A 19,062-nucleotide genomic window follows, 5' to 3' on the forward strand; every position below is an offset into this window, starting at 1 on the left:
TCTGGATTGGGTCGACTGCTATATGCTGTCGCCGCGTTAGCGGCTGCCTGTGCGCCCGTTCTTGCGGAGGCTGCAGAACCGCGCGCCACCGTGCAGGGTGAGGTGTCAGGCGAACTGAAGGCCAGGATCCAGAAAGTCATCGGCGCCACGGATCGCCCATTGGAGAATCGTTTCGAGGCCCGCCGCCGCGCCCGCGCCGCCGCAGAAGATGCGATCGCGGTCCTCCGATCCGAAGGCTACTACGGCTATCGGGTCGAGCCCGACGTGGGAGAGTCCGAACCACCGTTGCCAATCGTCGAGATATCGCCCGGCCCGCAGTTCCGATTGAAAACACCAACCCTCAGCTGGGTGGGCGCTTCGCCAGATGAAGACGCGATATCTGTGGCGACCAGGGCCTTGGAGCTTGTGCCCGGCGCGCCCGCTCGTGCGGTCGATATCCTGGGCGCCGAGGGGAGGGTTTTGGCCGCAATACAGAAACGCGGCTACGCCGACGCTGAGGCTGCACCGCGCGATGTGCTCGTCGACCATTCAGATACATCTGTACTGCCGACATATCGTGTCGCCTCGGGCGCTCTGGTTCGGCTTGGCGGGCTGGACATCCAGGCGTCAGGTCAGACACAAACTGGCTTTCTGCGGGGGCTCACGCCCTGGACGGCCGGCGCGGTATATAATCCGGACGATGTAGCAGAACTTGAGCGCCGCCTGCTCGACACGGGAGCCTATGACGCCGTCACGGTCGCGTTGTCACCGCCGGGCGCTGCATCCGGCGACGGATATCGCCCCGTCGTGCTGAGCCTGGCGGAACGAAAGCCTCGCTCAATCGAAGGCGGCGCCAGCTATTCAACCAGCGAGGGCGCGGGTGTGAACGTGCGCTGGACTCACTACAATCGCCTGGCGCGAGCCGACACTATCGCGCTGTTCGGGCAGGTTTCGGACCGCGACACGCGAGCTGGCGGCGATCTGTCCCTCCCACACTGGCGTCGGGCTCAACAGACGCTTCGGACCGGCGCTGCCGGCTACCAGGTCAAGACTGACGCCTTTGACGCAACCGGGTTCGGGGTACACGCCGATCTGACCCGCCGTTATGGGAAGACCTCCTACGCGACGGTTGGGCTGTCCGTCGACTACAGCCGGACCCAGGAAATCCGGTTGAACACCCTGATCCCCCTTGGGCGGGATCTGGTAACGTTTGTTGCGTTGTCGGACCTGTTGCTCGACAGATCCAATGATCCCCTCGACCCCAAGTCCGGATGGCGGTTGAGTGCGCGGCTGGAGCCAACCCTGATCGTGGGCGACACCAATCTGCCCTACCTGCGGGGTGTTGCGCAGGGGACATTCTATCAGTCCCTGGACAAGGGCGGCGAGACCGTTTTGGCGGCGCGCCTGCGATTGGGGCGGATCGTCAATGGCATTGTGGATCAGGTGCCGGCGTCACAGCGGTTTTACGCCGGTGGTGGGGGTTCGGTACGGGGCTTTTCCTATCAGGCCGTCGGCCCGCGTTTTCCGGACGGCACACCGCGCGGCGGGGTGTTCCTGATGGAGTCGTCGCTTGAGGTGCGCCGCGAACTCACATCCACATGGGGCTTCGCCGTGTTTGCCGATGCCGGAGCTGTAGGATCAGGCGGCCCGGTGGATTTCCGGGATCTGGCCATCGGAGCTGGCTTTGGGGTCCGGTACAATCTCGGTTTCGCCCCGATCCGGGTGGATATTGCGACCCCGGTCACGCGTCGGCGTGGGGAGCCGCCCTTCCAGATATACGTCAGCATCGGTCAGAGCTTTTGACCGCGACAGAACATCAGACCCCGCCACGCGTTCCTCGACGCGGACGCCGGATCGTCCTTGCTCTGGCGGCGATCCTCCTGGCCGTCGTCGGGACCCTCGCCGCACTTCGATACGGCGTGTTGCTTCCGCCAGTGCGCGCCTTTGTCGAGGCCCGGGCAGATGGTTTGCGCGTAGGCCAGCTTGGCAGACTGCGGATCGAAGGCCTGACAGGTGACCTCTGGCGTGACGTTCGTGCCAGGAGGGTCACGCTACGAGACGCCAACGGCGTCTGGATTCAAGCGGATAATGTACATATTTCATGGAATTTCAGACAACTTCTGATGCTTCGGTTCCAGGCGGGCCGGATTGAAGCCGATAGCGTCCGGGTCCTTCGCCGACCTCAGCTTGACCCGCGTCGCCCAGAGCTCGAGCAGCCCGTTTCGGTAGAGATCCGCGAACTGCGCACGCGGCTGCTTCTGGACCCTGCCTTCAGCGGTCAGCGGGGCGACTACGACGTTCGCATCAATCTTGACCTCGAACGCCAAGGTCCCAAGTCGGGCAGGGTCTCGGCCATGAGCCGCCTGCATGTCGGGGATCAACTGAGCCTGGGCTTTCGAACGGGCGCAAAGGGCGTCTTCAAGGTCGATGGTAACGCAAAGGAAGCCCGGGGCGGTGCGCTGGCGGGCGCTATAGGTCTCCCCGTGGATCAACCCTTCGAGCTGGTGGTCCGGGGCGAGGGGTCGCTTTCCCGGGGCAACTTTACCGCGCACGCGACCTCGGGGAACACGAGGCCACTGGACGCAACCGGCGCGTGGACGCCGAAAGGCGGGCAGGCCACGGGGCGAGTGTCGCTGACAGCCTCGTCACTGACGACCGTGCTGGCGGGCCGGCTGGGCCCGGAGCTTCAGTTCATCGTCAGCGGGAGCCGGGCGGGCTCCGACCTCTATGCCCTGGACGGTCGTTTCAGGTCGGAAGCGCTCGGCGTTCATGCCTGGGGTCTTGGCAATCCCGCCAGCCTCAATCTGGCTGCCACTGGCGCTCAGTTTGTGGCCGAGGCCCGATCATTGTCACGCCTGACGGGAGGGCCTACCTCTGGACCGGCGCGATTGGCGGGTCGTGTGACGGGCAAGGCCAGCGACTGGCGGTTCGTGGGCGTCGCGTCACTCGAAGCCATTGCCGCCAGTGGGTATCGCCTTGCGCGCATCACCGGACTGATCGAGGTTTCATCCGCCAAGGGTCGCTACGCGATCAAGGCTGCGGCAAGTGGATCCGGCGGGCAGGGTGCCGGTTTTGCCGCCACCCTGCTGGGTGCCGCGCCAACGGCGAGCCTCGAGGGTGAGCGCCTCGCCAACGGCCAAATTCTGGTCCGGCGCCTGGACATCGTCGGGCGTGAACTGCGGGTCCAGGCCAGCGGTGATCGGAACCTTGTGGGCGCGGTAAACCTCAAGGCGACCGCGCAAATCAACAACCTCACGGTCGCAAGGCCGGGGGCCTCGGGGAGTGTCGCCTTCAAAGGGTCTGCATCCCAGAGCCGGGTTGGACGTCCGTGGGACATCGCGCTCGAAGCGCAGGGGGATCGGTTCGCGCTGGGGTTCGCGGAAATGGACCGCTTGTTGGGCAGCAAGCCGCGATTGGAGGCGAGGGCCGCGTGGCTCGCCGGGCGTCTTGAGGTTTCCCGGGCTAGGCTGGATGGCGCGGCGCTCAACGCCACCGCCACGGGTGCTCTCGGCGCCGCCGGCACGCTCGGGTTCCGGACCGACTGGTCGGCGTCAGGGCCCTTCCGGGCGGGCCCGGTCGAGGTCTTGGGGCGTGCCAGGGGCGATGGCGATATCACGGGAGACCTGGTTTCGCCGCGGCTGACGCTCACGGCGGACCTTGAGCAGATCGACGTCCCGCGGCTGCCGATGCGAAACGGCAAGTTGAATCTGGTCTTCCAGCGCCAGGCCGACGGGTCCAACGGCAATGTTTCCCTGACCGCGGAAAGCGCCTACGGGCCGGCGCGAGCGGGGTCCGATTTCAGCTTTGCGCCAGGTGGAGTGGATCTATCCGATCTCGTCATCGACGCTGGAGGGGTGAGGGCGTCGGGGAGGCTGACTCTGCGCGATCGCGCGCCCTCGGCGGCTGACCTCGCGCTTGATATCGGGCCAGGCGCCCTGCTGGATGCGGGCCGGATGACAGGAACCGCCAGGATCGTCGATGCCAGCGGAGGTGCCCGTGCGGTGCTGCTTCTCAACGCTGAGCGGCTTCGCGCGCGGGGTTCGGCGGTCCTGGTGCGTTCGGCAAGACTCACCGCCGACGGACCAATGGCGAGATTGCCCTATGCCGTAGAAGCGAGTGGCGCATCGGCGCAGGGCGCATGGACAATCAAGGGGCAGGGGCTGCTGTCCGATGCCCGGCCAGGCTACGATCTAACCCTGGATGGGCGAGGTGCCCTGGGAAGCCGAGATCTCCAGACCGTTGAGCCGGCGACATTCCGCTTCGCCGATGGCGATCAAAGCGCACGGGTTCGTCTTATGGGTTCGGACGGCGGGAAGCTGGACCTTGACGGCGCCCTCAAGGGGGACGCGGCGACTGTGCGGGTGAAGGTCGTGGAATTGGGCCTCAACCTCTTTGACCCCGACTTTGACGGGCGGGTTGACGGCACTCTCGTCTTGCAGGGTCGCGGCGAACAACTCTCAGGCGTACTTGAGACGCGCCTGACGAACGCGCGCGGTCGCGGCACGCCTGCGGCGCAGGGTGTTGATGGGACGCTGCGCGGGCGTCTTGCGCACGACACCCTGACCCTCGACCTGGCTACCGCCAGCCAACAGGGTTTGAAGGGCGAAGCCAGTCTGGTTCTGACGAGCGAGAGCTCCGCCCGGCCATTCAGGGTCGCCGTATCCCGGCAACGCCAGATGCGCGGCAGGTTCAATGCTGAAGGCGAAGTTCGACCTTTGTGGGAGCTCATGATCGGCGGGGAGAGGTCGCTCTCCGGATTTGTACGCACCAATGGCGTTCTATCGGGCACGTTGGCCAGACCTGAGGCGGAAGGTCGGATAGATGTCGAGCGCGGGCGTTTTGACGACGGCGCCAGCGGTCTGTCCCTCAGGGACGTCGCATTGCAGGCTTCCTTCGGCGACGACGCTGTGAACGTGATCTCAGCGCGTGGCGCGGACGGTCGCGGCGGACAGCTGGCCGGGCAGGGGCGCATCAGCCTGCTGCCTGACGGCGTATCGAGCTTCCGTCTTGATCTGCAGGCGTTCCGGCTCATTGACAATGAAACCGCGACGGCGACCGCGACTGGTGAGGCCACGATCAATCGCGCCGCCGATGGCAAGGTCAAGCTGTCTGGAAATCTCACCATAGACCGCGCGGATATTGCGGCTGAGCCCTTGGTTCCCTCCGGTGTCATCGCGATGGATGTCCGGGAAGTGAACCGCCCCTACGATCTTCCGGTCGCCTTCGAGGGCGCGCGGAAGAAGGGTGATGGCTGGGCGCTGGACGTCAATCTGAAAGCGCCGCGTCGGGTATTTCTGCGCGGTCGCGGACTGGATGTCGAACTTTCGCTGGACGCCCATGTGGGGGGCACAACCGCAAACTCCAATCTCACCGGGACGGCCCGTGTCGTGCGAGGGGACTACGACTTTGCCGGCAAGCGATTTGCGTTCGATGACGCAAGCATCGTGTATCTGGCCAGCAAACCACAGAATATCCGCCTGCAACTGGACGCGACGCGAGAGGATCCCTCTCTCAAGGTGACCGTCCGTATCCGCGGCACAGCGGAAAGGCCCGAAATCGCCCTCGTTTCAACGCCCAGTCTGCCAAATGATGAGATTCTGTCCAAAGTGCTGTTTGAGCGCTCTGCGTCACAGCTGTCGCCGGTCGAAGCGGCGCAGCTGGCCTCGGCTTTGTCCTCCCTGACCGGCGGCGGAGGGCTGGACATCATTGGCAACCTCAAGAGCTTTGCCGGGCTTGATCGCCTGGCGTTCGGAGGTGGTCAGCAGAGCGGTGTCACCGTTTCGGGAGGGAAGTACCTCACAGACGATCTGTATCTGGAACTCACCGGGGGTGGACGCGAAGGGCCGTCGGCGCAGGTCGAATGGCGTATCGGCAAGAGCCTGTCGATCCTGTCACGGCTGGCCGGTCAATCAGGCAATCGTCTCGCGGTACGATGGCGCAAGGACTACTGATCGGCGGCGCGGCGCGCCTGGATCGTTGCCCCTGGTGTCAGGACGACGTCCTCAGGTAGTACAGCCTCGATGGCGACATCTTCGCAATGCTCCAGGCTGTCGTAGAGAGGTCCAAAGTCGCGAAGCGTGACGTCCCGCAGCGCCTCGATCGAGGGCGTCGCAAAATAGACCTGCTGGAAATCGTCGATCCTGTAAGGCGTCCGCATCACCCGCCGAAGGTCAAATCCCAACCGGTTCGGCGATGGATCCTCCAGCGCGAATACGGACTCTGAATGGCTCGAAAGAATCCCGGCGCCGTAGATGCGCAACCCCCTGTCAGTCTGCAGCAACCCGAATTCCACCGTGTACCAGTAGAGACGAGCCAGATGGTGCAACTGGCCGCGGTGGAGCGCGCGCAACCCGCCCTGTCCGTAGGCCTGCATATAGTCGGCGAAAAGGGGGTCGGTCAGCATGGGAACGTGGCCGAACACGTCGTGGAAAATGTCAGGCTCCTGCAGATAGTCGATCTGATCGGGCCGCCGAAGAAACTGTCCGGCCGGAAACCGGCGGTTCGCCAGGTGCTCGAAGAACACCGCGTCCGGGACCAGCCCTGCCACAGCAACGATTGTCCAGCCGGTCAGCTTCTGAAGTTCAGGGTTGATCCTGGCGAAATCAGGAATCCCGGAACGGTGCAGATCGAGCACGTCGAGGCCGTTCAGGAATGCATCGCACGCGCGACCGGCCAACAGGTTGGTCTGTCGCTCGTAGAGGGTGGTCCAAAGCCGGTGCTCGTCGGGCCTGTAGCTGGCCCACGCCTGATCCACAGTCCAATCCGCAGGGTGGACTGTTGACGGCAGTTCAGGGATTCGAATTGCTGACATGCCGGACAAATTGCCTTCAACGAGCGGGCATTTCCGTTCGAAGTCGCCAGTATTTCTTCTTCAGCGCGGTCTGATCTTGCGCAGAAACCTGCCTAGTGGCCGATACCGTGCCGCAGTCGATACTGCCCCTCGTCGAAGGCTTCAAAGATCAGGGTCGCCTGAGGGTGGCCCACAGGCTGGCCCGTATCGTCCGGCAACAGGTTCTGCTCGGAGACGTAGGCCACGTAAGCGCTCTCATCGTTCTCGGCCAACAGGTGATAAAACGGCTGGTCCTTGTGCGGCCGGATGTGCTCCGGGATCGACAGCCAGTAGTCCTCGGTGTTGGCGAACATGGGGTCGACGTCGAAAATCACGCCACGGAACGGATAGACCCGGTGGCGGACGACTTGGCCGATCGTGAATTTGGCGAGTCGCGTGTTCATGATCGCAGTTCTACACCCGTCGTCTGACTGGAAGGTGAACGTAATGTCGCAGGCCTTTCATACAAGCGTCGTCTTCCTGATGTGTCACGGTCTTGCTACAGTCGGCGGGAGATGAGGCGCTCCGGGGGTGAGGGCGCCTGCGCAGGACGAAAGACAGTCCATGAATGAGGCGCTTCATGCGTCGGGGACCGCGGTTGGCGGCCCGGATAAGGCTATGGGCGATCTGCCCTGCTTTGCGGCCCTGGACCTGGGCACCAACAACTGTCGTCTGCTGATCGCGACGCCGACACCCAGGGGGTTTCGCGTGGTGGAGTCCTACTCGCGGATCGTGAGGCTGGGCGAGGGCCTGTCGCAAAGCGGCCGATTGTCCAATGAGGCGATGGACCGTGCATTGCTGGCCTTGAAGGTCAGTGGCGAGAAGGTTCGCCGTCGCCGCGTCGTGAAGTTCCGGGCGATCGCCACCCAGGCCTGCCGGGTCGCGATCAATGGCCAGGCGTTCGTCAACCGTGTCGCCAATGAAACCGGCGTGAAGCTGCAGATCATCAGCCCGCAGGAGGAGGCAAAGCTGTCCGTCACCGGCTGTCTGAACCTTCTGGACTATCGACATGAAGCGGCGCTGGTGGTCGACGTGGGCGGTGGTTCGACCGAACTCTCGTGGGTGGACTTGAAGGCCGGCATTCCAGGGGCGACACCGCCGATGCGCGCCTGGCTATCGGTGCCGATCGGAGTGGTCACGCTGGCGGAGCGGTTTCCTGAGGGCGATGTGGCCACCGAGGACTGGTTCCGGTCCATGGTTGAACACGTAAAATCCCATGTCGCTGCGTTCCGACGGGCGGATCAGATGCGGCCGCTTTTCGATACGGATCGCGCACACATGGTCGGCACCTCCGGCGCGATCACGAGCCTTGCCGGCATGCACCTTCGTCTGCCCCGATACGACCGCAACCGGGTCGACGGCATCTGGATGACCCGGCTGCAATGCGAGGCGGCGACCCACGGTCTGCTGGCGCTTACGGCCGGTGAACGCGCCGCCCAGCCCTGCATCGGCCCGGATCGGTCGGACCTGGTGCTGGCCGGCGCCGCCATCCTTCAGGCCATTCAGGAACTCTGGCCGTGCAACCGGGTGCGTGTGGCCGACCGGGGCCTGCGAGAGGGTATCCTGCTGGCGCTGATGTCGGAACGCGAGCAGACTCGCCGCCGCAAGCGCCGTCAAAAACGGGGCGCCAATAGACGTCAGGGCCCGGCATGACCGAACCTCCACCGCGAAAGCGCATGGTTAAGCTGCCCACCGGCGGCCAGGAGGGCGGTCGCGGCAAGCCCGCGCGCCTGAAGACCGCCAAACAGCGCACGCCCTCCCAGCAAGCCTGGCTGGAGCGTCAGGTCAACGATCCCTTCTCCGCCAAGGCCCGTGCGTTGGGGTATCGAAGTCGTGCGGCGTTCAAGATCACCGAGATCGACGACCGTTTCCACTTTCTCAAGCCCGGCGCGCGGGTTGTGGATCTTGGTTTGGCCCCCGGAGGCTGGACCCAGATTGCGATCATGCGCGGTGTGACCCAGATCGTGGGCGTGGATCTTTTGCCGGTGGATCCGCTGCCCCCGGCCAGGATCATTCAGATGGATTTCACCGATCCGGCCTGCGGCCCCACCTTGATCCAGCTGCTGGGCGGTGCGCCGGATGTGGTCCTGTCGGACATGGCGCCAAACACCGTGGGGCATCGAGAGACCGATCACCTGAGGATCGTTGGTCTGATCGAAGCGGCTATCACCTTCGCACTGGAGGTCCTGAAGCCCGGCGGCACGTTCGTCGCCAAATCCTTTCAGGGCGGCGGAAGCGATCAGCTCATCGCAGGACTGAAGCGTCATTTCACCGAGGTGAAGAACGTAAAACCCAAGGCCAGCCGCCAGGACAGCTCCGAGGTGTTTCTGGTGGCGACAGGGTTCAGGGGACGATAGGCGGTTCGCACCCGTCCCATTCTGCCCGGCAATCGGTCACACCCCTTGCCCCCACCCTCGACATCACCCTATACGCGGACCGCAAAACGGAGAGTCTCATGGAGATCCGCGAAGGTTTGACCTTCGACGATGTTTTGCTCGAACCGGGCCCGTCCGATGTGATGCCCACTCAGGTGGATGTTTCCACCCGGTTCACGCGAGAGATCAGTCTGAATATCCCGCTGGTGTCCGCCGCCATGGACACGGTAACCGAGAGCCGACTGGCCATCGCCATGGCGCAGTCCGGCGGCATCGGCGTGTTGCACCGGAATCTGAGCGTCGACGAGCAGGCCGATCAGGTTCGCGAGGTTAAGCGCTACGAAAGCGGCATGGTGATCAATCCGCTGACGATCAACCCGGACACGCCGCTAAGCGAGGTCCTGGCGATCAAGGCGCGACGCAAGATTTCCGGTTTTCCGGTGGTCGACCCCCAAACAGGCAAGCTCTGCGGCATCCTGACAAACCGCGACATGCGCTTTGAAGGTCGTGGAGATATTCCGGCCAAGGCATTGATGACGCATGAGAACCTGGTCACGGTGCGCGAGGGCGTCACCCAGTCTGAGGCCCGCGATCTGCTGCGCCGACACAAGATTGAGCGTCTGATCGTTGTGGACGACGACTATCGCGCTGTCGGCCTGATCACTGTGAAGGACATGGAGAAGTCGCAGGCCCACCCGCATGCCGCCAAGGATGCCCAGGGTCGTTTGCTGGTCGCCGCGGCCTCGACTGTTGGCGATGCGGGCTACGAGCGCTCGATGGCGCTGGTGGATGCCGGCGTCGACGTGGTGGTGATCGATACGGCGCATGGCCACAACTCCGACGTGGCGCGCGCCGTTCAGCGGGTGAAGCGTGAGACCAACCGGGTCCAGATCGTCGCCGGCAATGTGGCGACATATGACGGCGCACGTGCACTCATCGAGGCTGGCGCCGATGCGGTGAAGGTTGGCATTGGCCCGGGTTCAATCTGCACCACGCGGATCGTGGCCGGCGTGGGCGTGCCGCAATTGACCGCCATCGCCGACGCGGTGCGGGCGGCCGTCGGCTCGGATGTGCCGATCGTGGCCGACGGCGGGATCAAGTATTCCGGCGATCTGGCCAAGGCGCTCGCGATGGGGGCTTCTGTCGCCATGATGGGCTCGGTGTTCGCCGGCGTCGACGAAGCGCCCGGCGAGGTCTTTCTCTACCAGGGTCGTTCCTACAAATCCTATCGCGGCATGGGATCGTTGGGCGCCATGGCCCAGGGCTCCGCAGATCGCTACTTCCAGAAAGACGTCACGGACGCCCTTAAGCTCGTGCCCGAGGGTATTGAGGGGCAGGTGGCCTACAAGGGGCCGCTGTCGCCCATCCTGCACCAGATGGTGGGCGGACTGCGCGCCGCTATGGGCTATGTCGGCGCGCCGACCCTTGAGCAGTTCCGGGAACGCGCGCGCTTCATCCGCATCACCAATGCGGGCCTGCGCGAAAGCCACGTCCACGACGTGATGATCACCCGCGAGGCTCCAAACTACCCGAGCGCGGGTTAGGTCATGGCTGTCGAACTCAAGCTCCTCGCGGTGGCGGTTATCATCGGGCTGGTGCAGTTGCTGTGGGCCGCCGCCGCCGCGCGGGGCCAGCAGGATCTGAAGTGGGCAGCAGGCCCTCGTGACACGCCGATGCCGATCAGCGGATCGGCGGCGCGCCTGCATCGTGCTTTCTGGAATTTTGTCGAGACCTTCCCGTTCTTTGCGGCGGCGGTCCTGGCCGCCGCAGCGGCTGGAAAGCTTGGTAGCGACCTCACCGTCTGGGGTTCCATTATGTATGTCGCAGGCAGGGCCATCTACGCGCCCTTGTATGCTGCGGGTGTCCCCATGTTGCGCTCGGTGGTCTGGTTCGCCTCGCTCATCGGGCTCGTGATGATCCTCGTGGCCCTCCTCAGGTGACCTGATGCGCGACGGAGGACGCCTTGCAGCGGCCATTGAGATTCTCACCGAGATCGAGACGCGCCACCGGCCCGTCCGTCTGGCGCTGAAATCCTGGGGAGAATCCGCACGTTATGCCGGCGCCAAGGATCGGGCCGGCGTGTCAGGTCTGGTTCTGGACGTGCTTCGTCGGAAGCGGTCGCTCGCCTGGCAGATGGGCGACGAGGGTCCCAAGGCCGCTGCGCTGGCGGTTCTGCACCTGCACTGGGACTGGCCGATCGAGCGTGTCGCCGAGGCCGCGGCCGACGAAGTCCATGGTCCTGGCGCACTGACCGATGCCGAGCGTCAGGCCCTGACACAGCCCCGCGACCTTACCGAAGCGCCTGCCTCGGTGCGGGGAGACTATCCTGAATGGCTCGAAGCCTCGTTCGCCAGGGTGTTCGGCGACGATCGGGCGGCGGAAGGTGCGGAGCTTTCGAAGCGCGCGCCGACCGACCTGCGGGTCAATCTGCTGAAGACTGATCCATCTCGCGCCCTGAAGGCCCTGGCGGCGATGAACGCCGAGCCACCCGGCCTCATGCCCAACGCCTTGCGGCTCGCGGCTCCGGCTGCCGAAGCGCGCGGCGCGCCGGTCGAGGCGGTCCCTCAGTTCCTCAAGGGCTGGTTCGAAATCCAGGATCTTGGCAGTCAGGTCGCGGCCGCCTCGGCCGGTGACGTAAAGGGCAAACAGGTGCTGGACCTGTGCGCCGGCGGTGGCGGAAAGACCCTGGCGTTGGCGTCAGCGATGGGCAACACCGGCCAGATCTACGCGTTTGACAGCGACGCTCGCCGACTGACCGACACCATCCGGCGTGGCGACCGCGCCGGCGTGCGCAACCTGCAGATCCGGACGCCGCTCAATCCTGAACCACTCAAAGGTCTCGAAGCCAGGATGGATGTCGTTTTCATCGACGCCCCCTGTAGCGGCACAGGCTCGTGGCGCCGACACCCCGACACCAAATGGAAGCTGACGCAGGACACCCTTGATCGCCGCCTGGCGGATCAGGATCAGGTGCTGCGCGAGGGCGCTGCCTTCGTGAAGCCCGGTGGTCGAATGATCTACGTGACCTGTTCGGTGCTGCCGGAAGAGGATGAAGACCGGGTGGCCGCCTTCCTGGCGGTGCAACCTGAGTTCGCCCGGACCTCGGCGACCACCGATCAGGAGCTTCTCCAGTTCCTGACCCCAGACGGCGACCTTCGCCTGACCCCTCGAACTTCAGGCACGGACGGCTTCTATGTCGCGGTGCTGCAGAAATCACTCTGACGGAGCCCCATGACCGACGCCGCGCATGAAAAGGTCCTGATCGTCGATTTCGGCAGCCAGGTGACCCAGTTGATCGCCCGCCGGCTGCGCGAAAGCGGCGTCTACTGCGAGATTCACCCCTACGACAAGGTCGACGCGGTCCTGGACGCCATGGCGCCGAAGGCGGTGATCCTGTCGGGCGGACCGGCCAGCGTCCACGTCGAGGGCAGCCCGTCGGCCCCTCAGCGCATCTTCGAGATGGGCGTGCCCGTACTTGGCATCTGCTACGGCGAGATGACCCTGTGCGCCCAGCTCGGTGGCGCCGTCGAGGGTGGCCACGACCGCGAATTCGGCCGCGCCGAGATCCACATTGAGCGCCTCTCTCCGCTGCTTGAGGGCCTCGGCGATGTCGGCGCGCGCGAGACGGTGTGGATGAGCCACGGCGACAAGATCACCGCCATCCCGCTGGGCTTCGAGGTGGTGGCGACGTCCGAGGGCAGCCCCTATGCGGTGATCGCCGACGAGGGGCGCCGGTTCTACGGTATCCAGTTCCACCCGGAGGTGGCGCACACGCCGCGCGGCGCGCTGATCCTGCGCAACTTCACCCACAGGATCGCCGGGCTGAAGGGCGACTGGACGATGGCGTCCTATCGCAAGGAATCCGTGGCAAGAATCCGCGAACAGGTGGGCGACGCCAAGGTGATCTGCGGCCTGTCCGGCGGAGTGGATTCATCGGTGGCCGCGGTGCTGATCCACGAGGCCATCGGCGCCCAGCTGACCTGCGTGTTCGTCGACACCGGCCTGCTGCGCAAGGACGAGGCGACCCAGGTCGTGACCCTGTTCCGCGATCACTACAACATTCCCCTGATTCATGTGGACGCGGGCGACCTGTTCCTGGGGGAACTGGCGGGTGTGACCGACCCCGAAACCAAGCGCAAAACCATCGGACGGCTCTTCATCGAGGTGTTCGACAAGGAGTCGGCGAAGATCGAAGGCGCTGCTTTCCTGGCACAGGGCACGCTCTATCCGGATGTGATCGAAAGCGTCTCGGCCAGCGGCGGGCCATCGGCCGTGATCAAGAGCCACCACAATGTCGGCGGCCTGCCCGACTACATGAAGCTGAAGCTGGTGGAGCCGCTGCGCGAGCTGTTCAAGGACGAGGTGAGGGCGCTGGGCGTCGAGCTGGGCCTGGCCCCGGCCTTCGTGGGCCGCCACCCGTTCCCCGGCCCGGGTCTCGCCATCCGCATTCCCGGCGAGATCACCCGAGAGAAGGTCGCCGTGCTGCAGCAGGCCGACGCCATATATCTCGAAGAGATCCGCAAGGCCGGCCTCTACGACAGCATCTGGCAGGCGTTTGCGGTTCTGTTGCCGGTGAAGACTGTGGGCGTGATGGGCGATGCCCGCACCTATGAGGATGTCCTCGCCCTGCGCGCCGTCACCTCCACCGACGGCATGACGGCGGACTTCTTCGAGTTCCCCTGGGAGGTTCTTGGCCGCTGCGCCACCCGGATCATCAATGAGGTAAGGGGGGTGAACCGTGTGGTCTACGACGTGACATCCAAGCCGCCCGGGACGATCGAGTGGGAATGATTTTTGCCCATCCGAGGGTATCCGAAACTACGCCACAGTACGATCTAACCATCTGAAATAAAGAAATATTCTCGTCGATATCTATCGGGAGCTATCGGTGAGAATGGATCACCTATGGCGGCCCCGCTGACGGGCCTTGCCCCCATTGATCAACCGGAAAATCGAAAGTACCGTCACTGGCAACGAGGCTGGTGACGGTACTTTCGTAGACGTAAGGTGCTGAAAGTATTGCACCTTTCCTACTCAGAGCCTCTGAAAAATGCGTGACGGTACTTTTCGTGAGGTGGCTTGGCATGTTGACTGACGCAGCACTCAAGGCTCTGAAACCTAGAGACAAAATGTACAAGGTGACTGACCGGGATGGCATGTATGTGCGCGTCGCGCCGTCGGGCGCCATCTCTTTCAGGCTAGATTATCGGCTGAATGGCAGGCGAGAGACCGTCTATCTCGGCAGGTACGCGCGAGACGGGATCTCGCTCGCCCGGGCCCGCGAACTATGCCTCGACGCGCGCCGGGCGATAACCGAGGGGCGGTCGCCCGCTATCGAGAAGCAGCGGGACAAGCGTCGTATCAAGGAGGCTAAGAGCTTTGGTGAATTCGGTGAAAAGTGGCTGGTGAACGCGCCGATGGCCGACAGCACCCGCGCAATGCGCCGCTCGATTTTTGAGCGGGAACTGCTGCCGGTTTGGCGGAACCGTTTGCTAACGGAGATCGTGCCGGATGACCTGCGCGCCCACTGTGCCAAGATCGTGGAACGGGGCGCGCCGGCGACGGCGATCCATGTGCGCGATATCCTGAAGCAGATCTACGGCTTTGCCATTCTCCACGGCGAAAAGGTCGCAAACCCCGCCGATGACGTCGGGCCGGCCTCGATCGCCACCTTCACGCCCAAGGACCGCTCGCTCTCTCCGACCGAAATCCGCATCATGCTCAAACAACTGGAGCATGTGGCGACGCTGCCGACGATCCGCCTTGGCATGAAGCTCTACCTTCTCACCATGGTCCGGAAGAGCGAGTTGCAGGACGCTGTGTGGGACGAGGTCGATTTCGACAATGCGGTTTGGACGATCCCGAAGGAGCGCATGAAGCGATCGAAGCCGCACAACGTTTATCTATGCCGGCAAACCCGGGACATCATGATCGCGCTCAAGACCTGCGCAGGCAACTCTCGGTATCTGCTGCCTTCCCGGTATGATGCTGATGCCCCGATGTCCCGCGCGACCTTCAACCGGGTCACCTATTCCGTGGTCGAACGGGCGAAGACGGAGGGGCTGCCGCTGGAGCCGTTTACCGTGCACGATCTTCGGCGTACAGGATCGACGCTGCTCAATGAGCTCGGCTTCAACCGCGATTGGATCGAAAAGTGCCTAGCCCACGAGGATGGGCGCTCGTCGCGCGGTGTCTACAACAAGGCGGAGTATGAAGTTCAACGTCGACACATGATGCAGGAATGGGCCGACATCGTGGACGCCTGGGTCGAGGGTCGGAAGCATGTTCCGACGCTTCTGCCGCCCGCTATGCCTCTGTTTGCGCTCGATCCCGCGCTTTGACCGGCCGGGACTTGCGCTTGGTGACATCGGGATGCTGTGCGCGGTGAATCGGCTTTGCGCGCCGCGCAAGCAGCCAAGCCTGGACCTCCGCAAGGTCCCAGACGATGCAGCGCGGGGATAGCGCAAACCGCAGCGGAAATTCGCCGCGCTGCTCCATCTCGTAAATTGTGCTGTCGGCCAGTGGTACTATCTCTCGAAGCTGGTGGCGCCTGATGGTCTTTCTGATCTCCAAAGGTTCAATCTGGCCCATGCTCAATCTCCTTCGCGGGTGGTGCTGGCGATTGAGAACGATAGGTGCAGGTACTGGAAGGCCTTACCGAATGGCGTTCGGCAATAGCGTGCCCCGGCGTAGAAATCGGAGGGTTGAGGATCGGGTTTCTGCTTATTCTCGCCCTGGACGGACGGTCTTCGCCCTCCAAAGTTGGAGGCCATACATTCGAGTCATAGCGGTACACCAACGCCCAAGTTGGTGATCAGGTGTGAGCTAGGAGCTGAGCGGCAGAATTCGCCCAGCGGTAAGTACTAGCAGATGCGAGGTTTATTGGCGACGGCCAGGTGCTTTATAGGTGGAAGTCCGAGTTCGTAGAGCGCCCGATGATCGCACTAAGGATGCCCCGCCGGCTACGGCAGCGTAGACGCGCACGATTCAAAATCCAGTTCCGAGAGGAGTGCCGGTTCGACCCCGGCCACCCGCACCATTAGAGCAGTCGATCGAGGACGGCCCGGACGACCGAGGATTTGTTCACGCCGGTGCAAACCGAAACGCGCGGACGTCCTACCCAAGGTAGGGGCGTGGCATCGTCGGTATCCCCCAAGCTTGGCCAAGTCTTGCCTCGGCTGAACCCCTTAGTTTCAACGCGTATCGGCCACCCCGTGGTTTCAAAAAACTCTGGCCAAAGCAGGAAAGCGACAGCAGTGGGATCGTGCAGGTAGATGCCGTCGATCTTGTTGGTTTGTTCGAAGAACGCGCGGTAGTGCGGAATAGCCTGAGAGACTAGCGCGCTGACTGCGCCCACACTGGCCGCGAGTCGATCGATATCAGTCCCTTTTAGGTTGACCGCATGTGTGACATCCAGCCCGACCATCGTCACAGGCCAGGCCGCGCCCAGCACCTGGTCTGCGGCTTCGGGATCGCCCAGCATGTTTGCCTCGGCGGCGGGAGTGGCATTTCCTGGGCACAAGGCGTTTCCCCCCATGACGACCACCTCGCGGATGAGGGTCGCGATACTTGGATCGAGCTCTAAAGCGAGGGCTAGGTTCGTGAGGGGTCCGAGCGCGAGGATCGTCAGCTCGCCCGGGCGCTGCCGCGCCGAATGGACCATCAACTCGGCAGCCGTGATTCCGGCGACAACATTACCGTTCGATGTCGTCAGGACATCGCTGTCTCCCATGCCGTCATGTCCATGAACCTGAGGGACCGGACCGGCGTACGGATGTTGCAACGGCGCGGCCGCGCCGGTCGCTACCGGCACATCGACCCGGTCGAACAGATGCATCAGTGCGAGAGCGTTCCTTGTAGTGGTCTCAATTGTAGCATTGCCGAATACGGTCGTTACGCCCACTAGCTCCAGTTCAGGAGAACGAACGGCTAGCGCCAGAGCAAGTGCGTCGTCGACGCCGGGGTCCGTATCGATGAGCAGCGGGCGCGACACGGTCAGTGTGGGTTCATGCTAATCGCGGGCTTTAACCACCCCCTCGCAGCGGCGTCTGCGATAACCGCTTCGGCTGCCCCCCATAGGGCGGGCGCACCTTCTGCAATCCTGCAAGTCAGCGAACGCTCACGCTCCACGTCGACATTGTAGTCGAGCCAGGTACCTCCACCGACGAGATGGTTCAACAGGATCGGCTGCAGACGATCGACGGCTTTGGCGAACCGAGCATCCGGGGTAGTGGCCGCCTCAAACTCCTCCCAGAGCGAACGAAAGGCGTGGCTCTGATCCAAGGGAAGCAGACCGTATAGCGCGTCGGCTGCCTCCGCTTCGCGGGTCGCCTGTGTTGTGGAACCTGCCTCGTCGAATAGCGGTGTGTCGCCGCATTCGATCTCGACGAGGTCATGCAGCACGAGCATCTGGACGACCCGAAACAGGTCGATCGGGCCGACAGCCCATTCGGAAAGGACCATTGCGAACAGTCCCAGGTGCCAGGAGTGTTCAGCGGTGTTCTCCCGCCTCGATCCATCCGCGATCCTGCTGCCGCGGATCACCATTTTCAGGCGATCGGCCTCGATCAGAAATCTGAACTGGCTGGCCATGCGGTCCGACACTTTGTCGAGCCAGTCGATGGGCCCGTGCTGAGTTGGTTCGGTCATGACGGAAAGTCATAGGATCGACCGAGTTCGGGATCAGCGCATAAAGTATGCGTATTCTACGCGCCGGCAGACGTGCAAAGCCGCGCCGGTGTGCCGTCGCCCAGGTAAACACGTTCCCAAGTCATCGTGCCCGCCACGATCCTGAGTTCGGGACCGTCGTAGTTCCGGGTGGTGACCAGCACCGGAGCAGGGTCTGCTTGCGCCCACCACCCTCGGTCAATCAGGGCCTTCTCGGCTTCTACGATCTCGTCGGTCGCAAATCGCCAAAGCGAGGACCCTAGGAGTTCGCCAGCCGACCGCCTCCACTCTCTGACGCGGGGTTCGGACGCGGAAAGCAGACGGTGATCGGCCTCGCCAATCAGGTGGACGGGATGTCGAGAGGATTGGACAAGCCGACGAAGCGCGGAATCGTGCCCTGAAGAGGAGCCGACCCAATAAAGCACCTTCGCCATCAACCAGGCGTCTGGCTCGATCTCACCGACTTCCCATCGCGACACCGTCGTTTGAGAGACGTTGGCGAACTCCGCCACTTGCGATTGTTTCCATCCGCGTAGGCGCCGTAATCGGCGCAAGCGGGCTCCAAACGCGGGCAAGGTCTTATCGCTGATCACGCATCGTCACCTCGATGTGGCACCGGAGGGTTCGTATATTCGTTCCGGCGCTGTTCTGACAGCTAAGCGGGCGCGTGGAGGAAGACATATCTGATTCAAAATCCAGTTCCGAAAGGAGTGCCGGTTCGACCCCGGCCACCCGCACCAACCGGAATCATCGGGGCACCTCAGCCTTGAGCCAAAGCGGTAGACCCGCGACGACGAGCGCGACCTCATCACTAATTTCGGCCAGCGTTTGATGAAGTCGGCCCGCGTCGTCGCGGAAGCGTCGGGCGAGAGCATTGTCGGGCACGATTCCCCATCCCACCTCGTTTGAAACGACCAGCAACCGTGCGGGAGTGCGGGACATCGCCGTTGCGAGTGTTTCGACCCCCTCCGCAACTTCCCCGTCTTCGCCCATCAGATTGCTGAGCCACAGCGTAAGACAATCGATCACCGCGACGTCCGAGGCGTCGAGATCGTCGATCGCCCCCGCGAGCTTGAGCGGTGCCTCGACGACCATCGCCTCTTCCTCGCCCGTCAGCACGCTCGAGCGCACGGTCTTCGGACCCATCGGCGCATCGTGCACGAAGGCCCGCTTGCGCCACTTGGCGACGGTCTTCTGATTAAGCCCGTGCTG

17 protein-coding genes and 1 pseudogene are annotated in these 19,062 nt (G+C 63.6%); 9 read left to right on the plus strand and 9 right to left on the minus strand.

The features are described from left to right. Positions 1-6 precede the first annotated feature (6 nt). A complete protein-coding gene (locus tag ACIQ3B_RS04480; protein ID WP_397400126.1) occupies positions 7-1,782 on the plus strand; it encodes an autotransporter assembly complex family protein in 1,776 nt (591 codons plus the stop codon). A gap of 296 nt (positions 1,783-2,078) precedes the next feature. Here ACIQ3B_RS04480 and ACIQ3B_RS04485 read toward each other — a convergent pair whose 3' ends face one another. Beyond that, positions 2,079-2,306 carry a hypothetical protein gene (locus ACIQ3B_RS04485; protein ID WP_397400127.1) on the minus strand — a complete coding sequence of 76 codons (228 nt, stop codon included), beginning with the start codon at positions 2,304-2,306 and terminating at the stop codon, positions 2,079-2,081. Between the two features lie 27 nt (positions 2,307-2,333). Between ACIQ3B_RS04485 and ACIQ3B_RS04490 the strand changes: the two genes are divergently transcribed. Beyond that, a complete protein-coding gene (locus ACIQ3B_RS04490) occupies positions 2,334-5,930 on the plus strand; it encodes a translocation/assembly module TamB domain-containing protein (RefSeq protein ID WP_397400128.1) in 3,597 nt (1,198 codons plus the stop codon). Here ACIQ3B_RS04490 and phhA read toward each other — a convergent pair. Both phhA and hspQ read right to left on the minus strand, forming a co-directional pair. Further along, complete coding sequence (gene phhA / locus ACIQ3B_RS04495) at positions 5,924-6,790, minus strand: phenylalanine 4-monooxygenase (protein WP_397400129.1); 867 nt, start codon at positions 6,788-6,790, stop codon at positions 5,924-5,926. The genes ACIQ3B_RS04490 and phhA overlap by 7 nt on opposite strands. A gap of 92 nt (positions 6,791-6,882) precedes the next feature. Continuing rightward, complete coding sequence (gene hspQ, locus ACIQ3B_RS04500; protein ID WP_397400130.1) at positions 6,883-7,212, minus strand: heat shock protein HspQ; 330 nt, start codon at positions 7,210-7,212, stop codon at positions 6,883-6,885. 160 nt (positions 7,213-7,372) lie between these two features. On the opposite strand from hspQ, the gene ACIQ3B_RS04505 reads away from it, so the two are divergent. The 7 genes from ACIQ3B_RS04505 (at position 7,373) to ACIQ3B_RS04535 (ending at position 15,524) form a co-directional block, all read left to right on the plus strand. Beyond that, complete coding sequence (locus tag ACIQ3B_RS04505) at positions 7,373-8,461, plus strand: Ppx/GppA phosphatase family protein (RefSeq protein ID WP_397400131.1); 1,089 nt, start codon at positions 7,373-7,375, stop codon at positions 8,459-8,461. Then, on the plus strand, positions 8,458-9,165 hold the full coding sequence (locus tag ACIQ3B_RS04510; protein ID WP_397400132.1) for an RlmE family RNA methyltransferase: 708 nt from the start codon (positions 8,458-8,460) through the stop codon (positions 9,163-9,165). Before ACIQ3B_RS04505 ends, ACIQ3B_RS04510 begins: the two co-directional genes overlap by 4 nt. A gap of 98 nt (positions 9,166-9,263) precedes the next feature. Beyond that, entirely contained in the window at positions 9,264-10,727 is a 1,464-nt protein-coding gene (gene guaB, locus ACIQ3B_RS04515; RefSeq protein WP_397400133.1) for an IMP dehydrogenase, read from the plus strand. Between the two features lie 3 nt (positions 10,728-10,730). Next, entirely contained in the window at positions 10,731-11,123 is a 393-nt protein-coding gene (locus ACIQ3B_RS04520; protein WP_397400134.1) for an MAPEG family protein, read from the plus strand. A 4-nt stretch (positions 11,124-11,127) separates the two neighbouring features. Continuing rightward, complete coding sequence (locus tag ACIQ3B_RS04525) at positions 11,128-12,405, plus strand: RsmB/NOP family class I SAM-dependent RNA methyltransferase (protein WP_397400135.1); 1,278 nt, start codon at positions 11,128-11,130, stop codon at positions 12,403-12,405. Between the two features lie 9 nt (positions 12,406-12,414). Beyond that, complete coding sequence (gene guaA / locus ACIQ3B_RS04530; protein WP_397400136.1) at positions 12,415-13,974, plus strand: glutamine-hydrolyzing GMP synthase; 1,560 nt, start codon at positions 12,415-12,417, stop codon at positions 13,972-13,974. Between the two features lie 293 nt (positions 13,975-14,267). Continuing rightward, entirely contained in the window at positions 14,268-15,524 is a 1,257-nt protein-coding gene (locus tag ACIQ3B_RS04535) for a tyrosine-type recombinase/integrase (RefSeq protein ID WP_397400137.1), read from the plus strand. Here ACIQ3B_RS04535 and ACIQ3B_RS04540 read toward each other — a convergent pair. The 6 genes and pseudogenes from ACIQ3B_RS04540 to ACIQ3B_RS04565 form a co-directional block, all read right to left on the minus strand. Beyond that, positions 15,490-15,774: a helix-turn-helix transcriptional regulator gene (locus ACIQ3B_RS04540; RefSeq protein WP_397400138.1), complete on the minus strand. Its 285-nt coding sequence runs from the start codon at positions 15,772-15,774 to the stop codon at positions 15,490-15,492. The two genes, ACIQ3B_RS04535 and ACIQ3B_RS04540, sit on opposite strands and share 35 nt — an antisense overlap. 448 nt (positions 15,775-16,222) lie before the next feature. Then, positions 16,223-17,176, minus strand: coding sequence for a nucleoside hydrolase (locus ACIQ3B_RS04545; RefSeq protein ID WP_397400139.1), 954 nt, complete (start codon positions 17,174-17,176; stop codon positions 16,223-16,225). A 2-nt stretch (positions 17,177-17,178) separates the two neighbouring features. Continuing rightward, positions 17,179-17,832 carry an HD family hydrolase gene (locus tag ACIQ3B_RS04550; protein ID WP_397400140.1) on the minus strand — a complete coding sequence of 218 codons (654 nt, stop codon included), beginning with the start codon at positions 17,830-17,832 and terminating at the stop codon, positions 17,179-17,181. 56 nt (positions 17,833-17,888) lie between these two features. Beyond that, positions 17,889-18,443 carry a helix-turn-helix transcriptional regulator gene (locus ACIQ3B_RS04555; protein ID WP_397400141.1) on the minus strand — a complete coding sequence of 185 codons (555 nt, stop codon included), beginning with the start codon at positions 18,441-18,443 and terminating at the stop codon, positions 17,889-17,891. A 154-nt stretch (positions 18,444-18,597) separates the two neighbouring features. Continuing rightward, positions 18,598-18,945 carry a bifunctional adenosylcobinamide kinase/adenosylcobinamide-phosphate guanylyltransferase gene (locus ACIQ3B_RS04560; protein ID WP_397400144.1) on the minus strand — a complete coding sequence of 116 codons (348 nt, stop codon included), beginning with the start codon at positions 18,943-18,945 and terminating at the stop codon, positions 18,598-18,600. Next, positions 18,937-19,062 (minus strand): annotated as a pseudogene (locus tag ACIQ3B_RS04565) (IS481 family transposase); the annotation flags it as partial. The pseudogene ACIQ3B_RS04565 and the gene ACIQ3B_RS04560, both read right to left, overlap by 9 nt.

Source organism: Phenylobacterium sp. (assembly GCF_044358365.1).
In the GTDB taxonomy this organism is placed as follows: Bacteria; Pseudomonadota; Alphaproteobacteria; order Caulobacterales; family Caulobacteraceae; genus Phenylobacterium.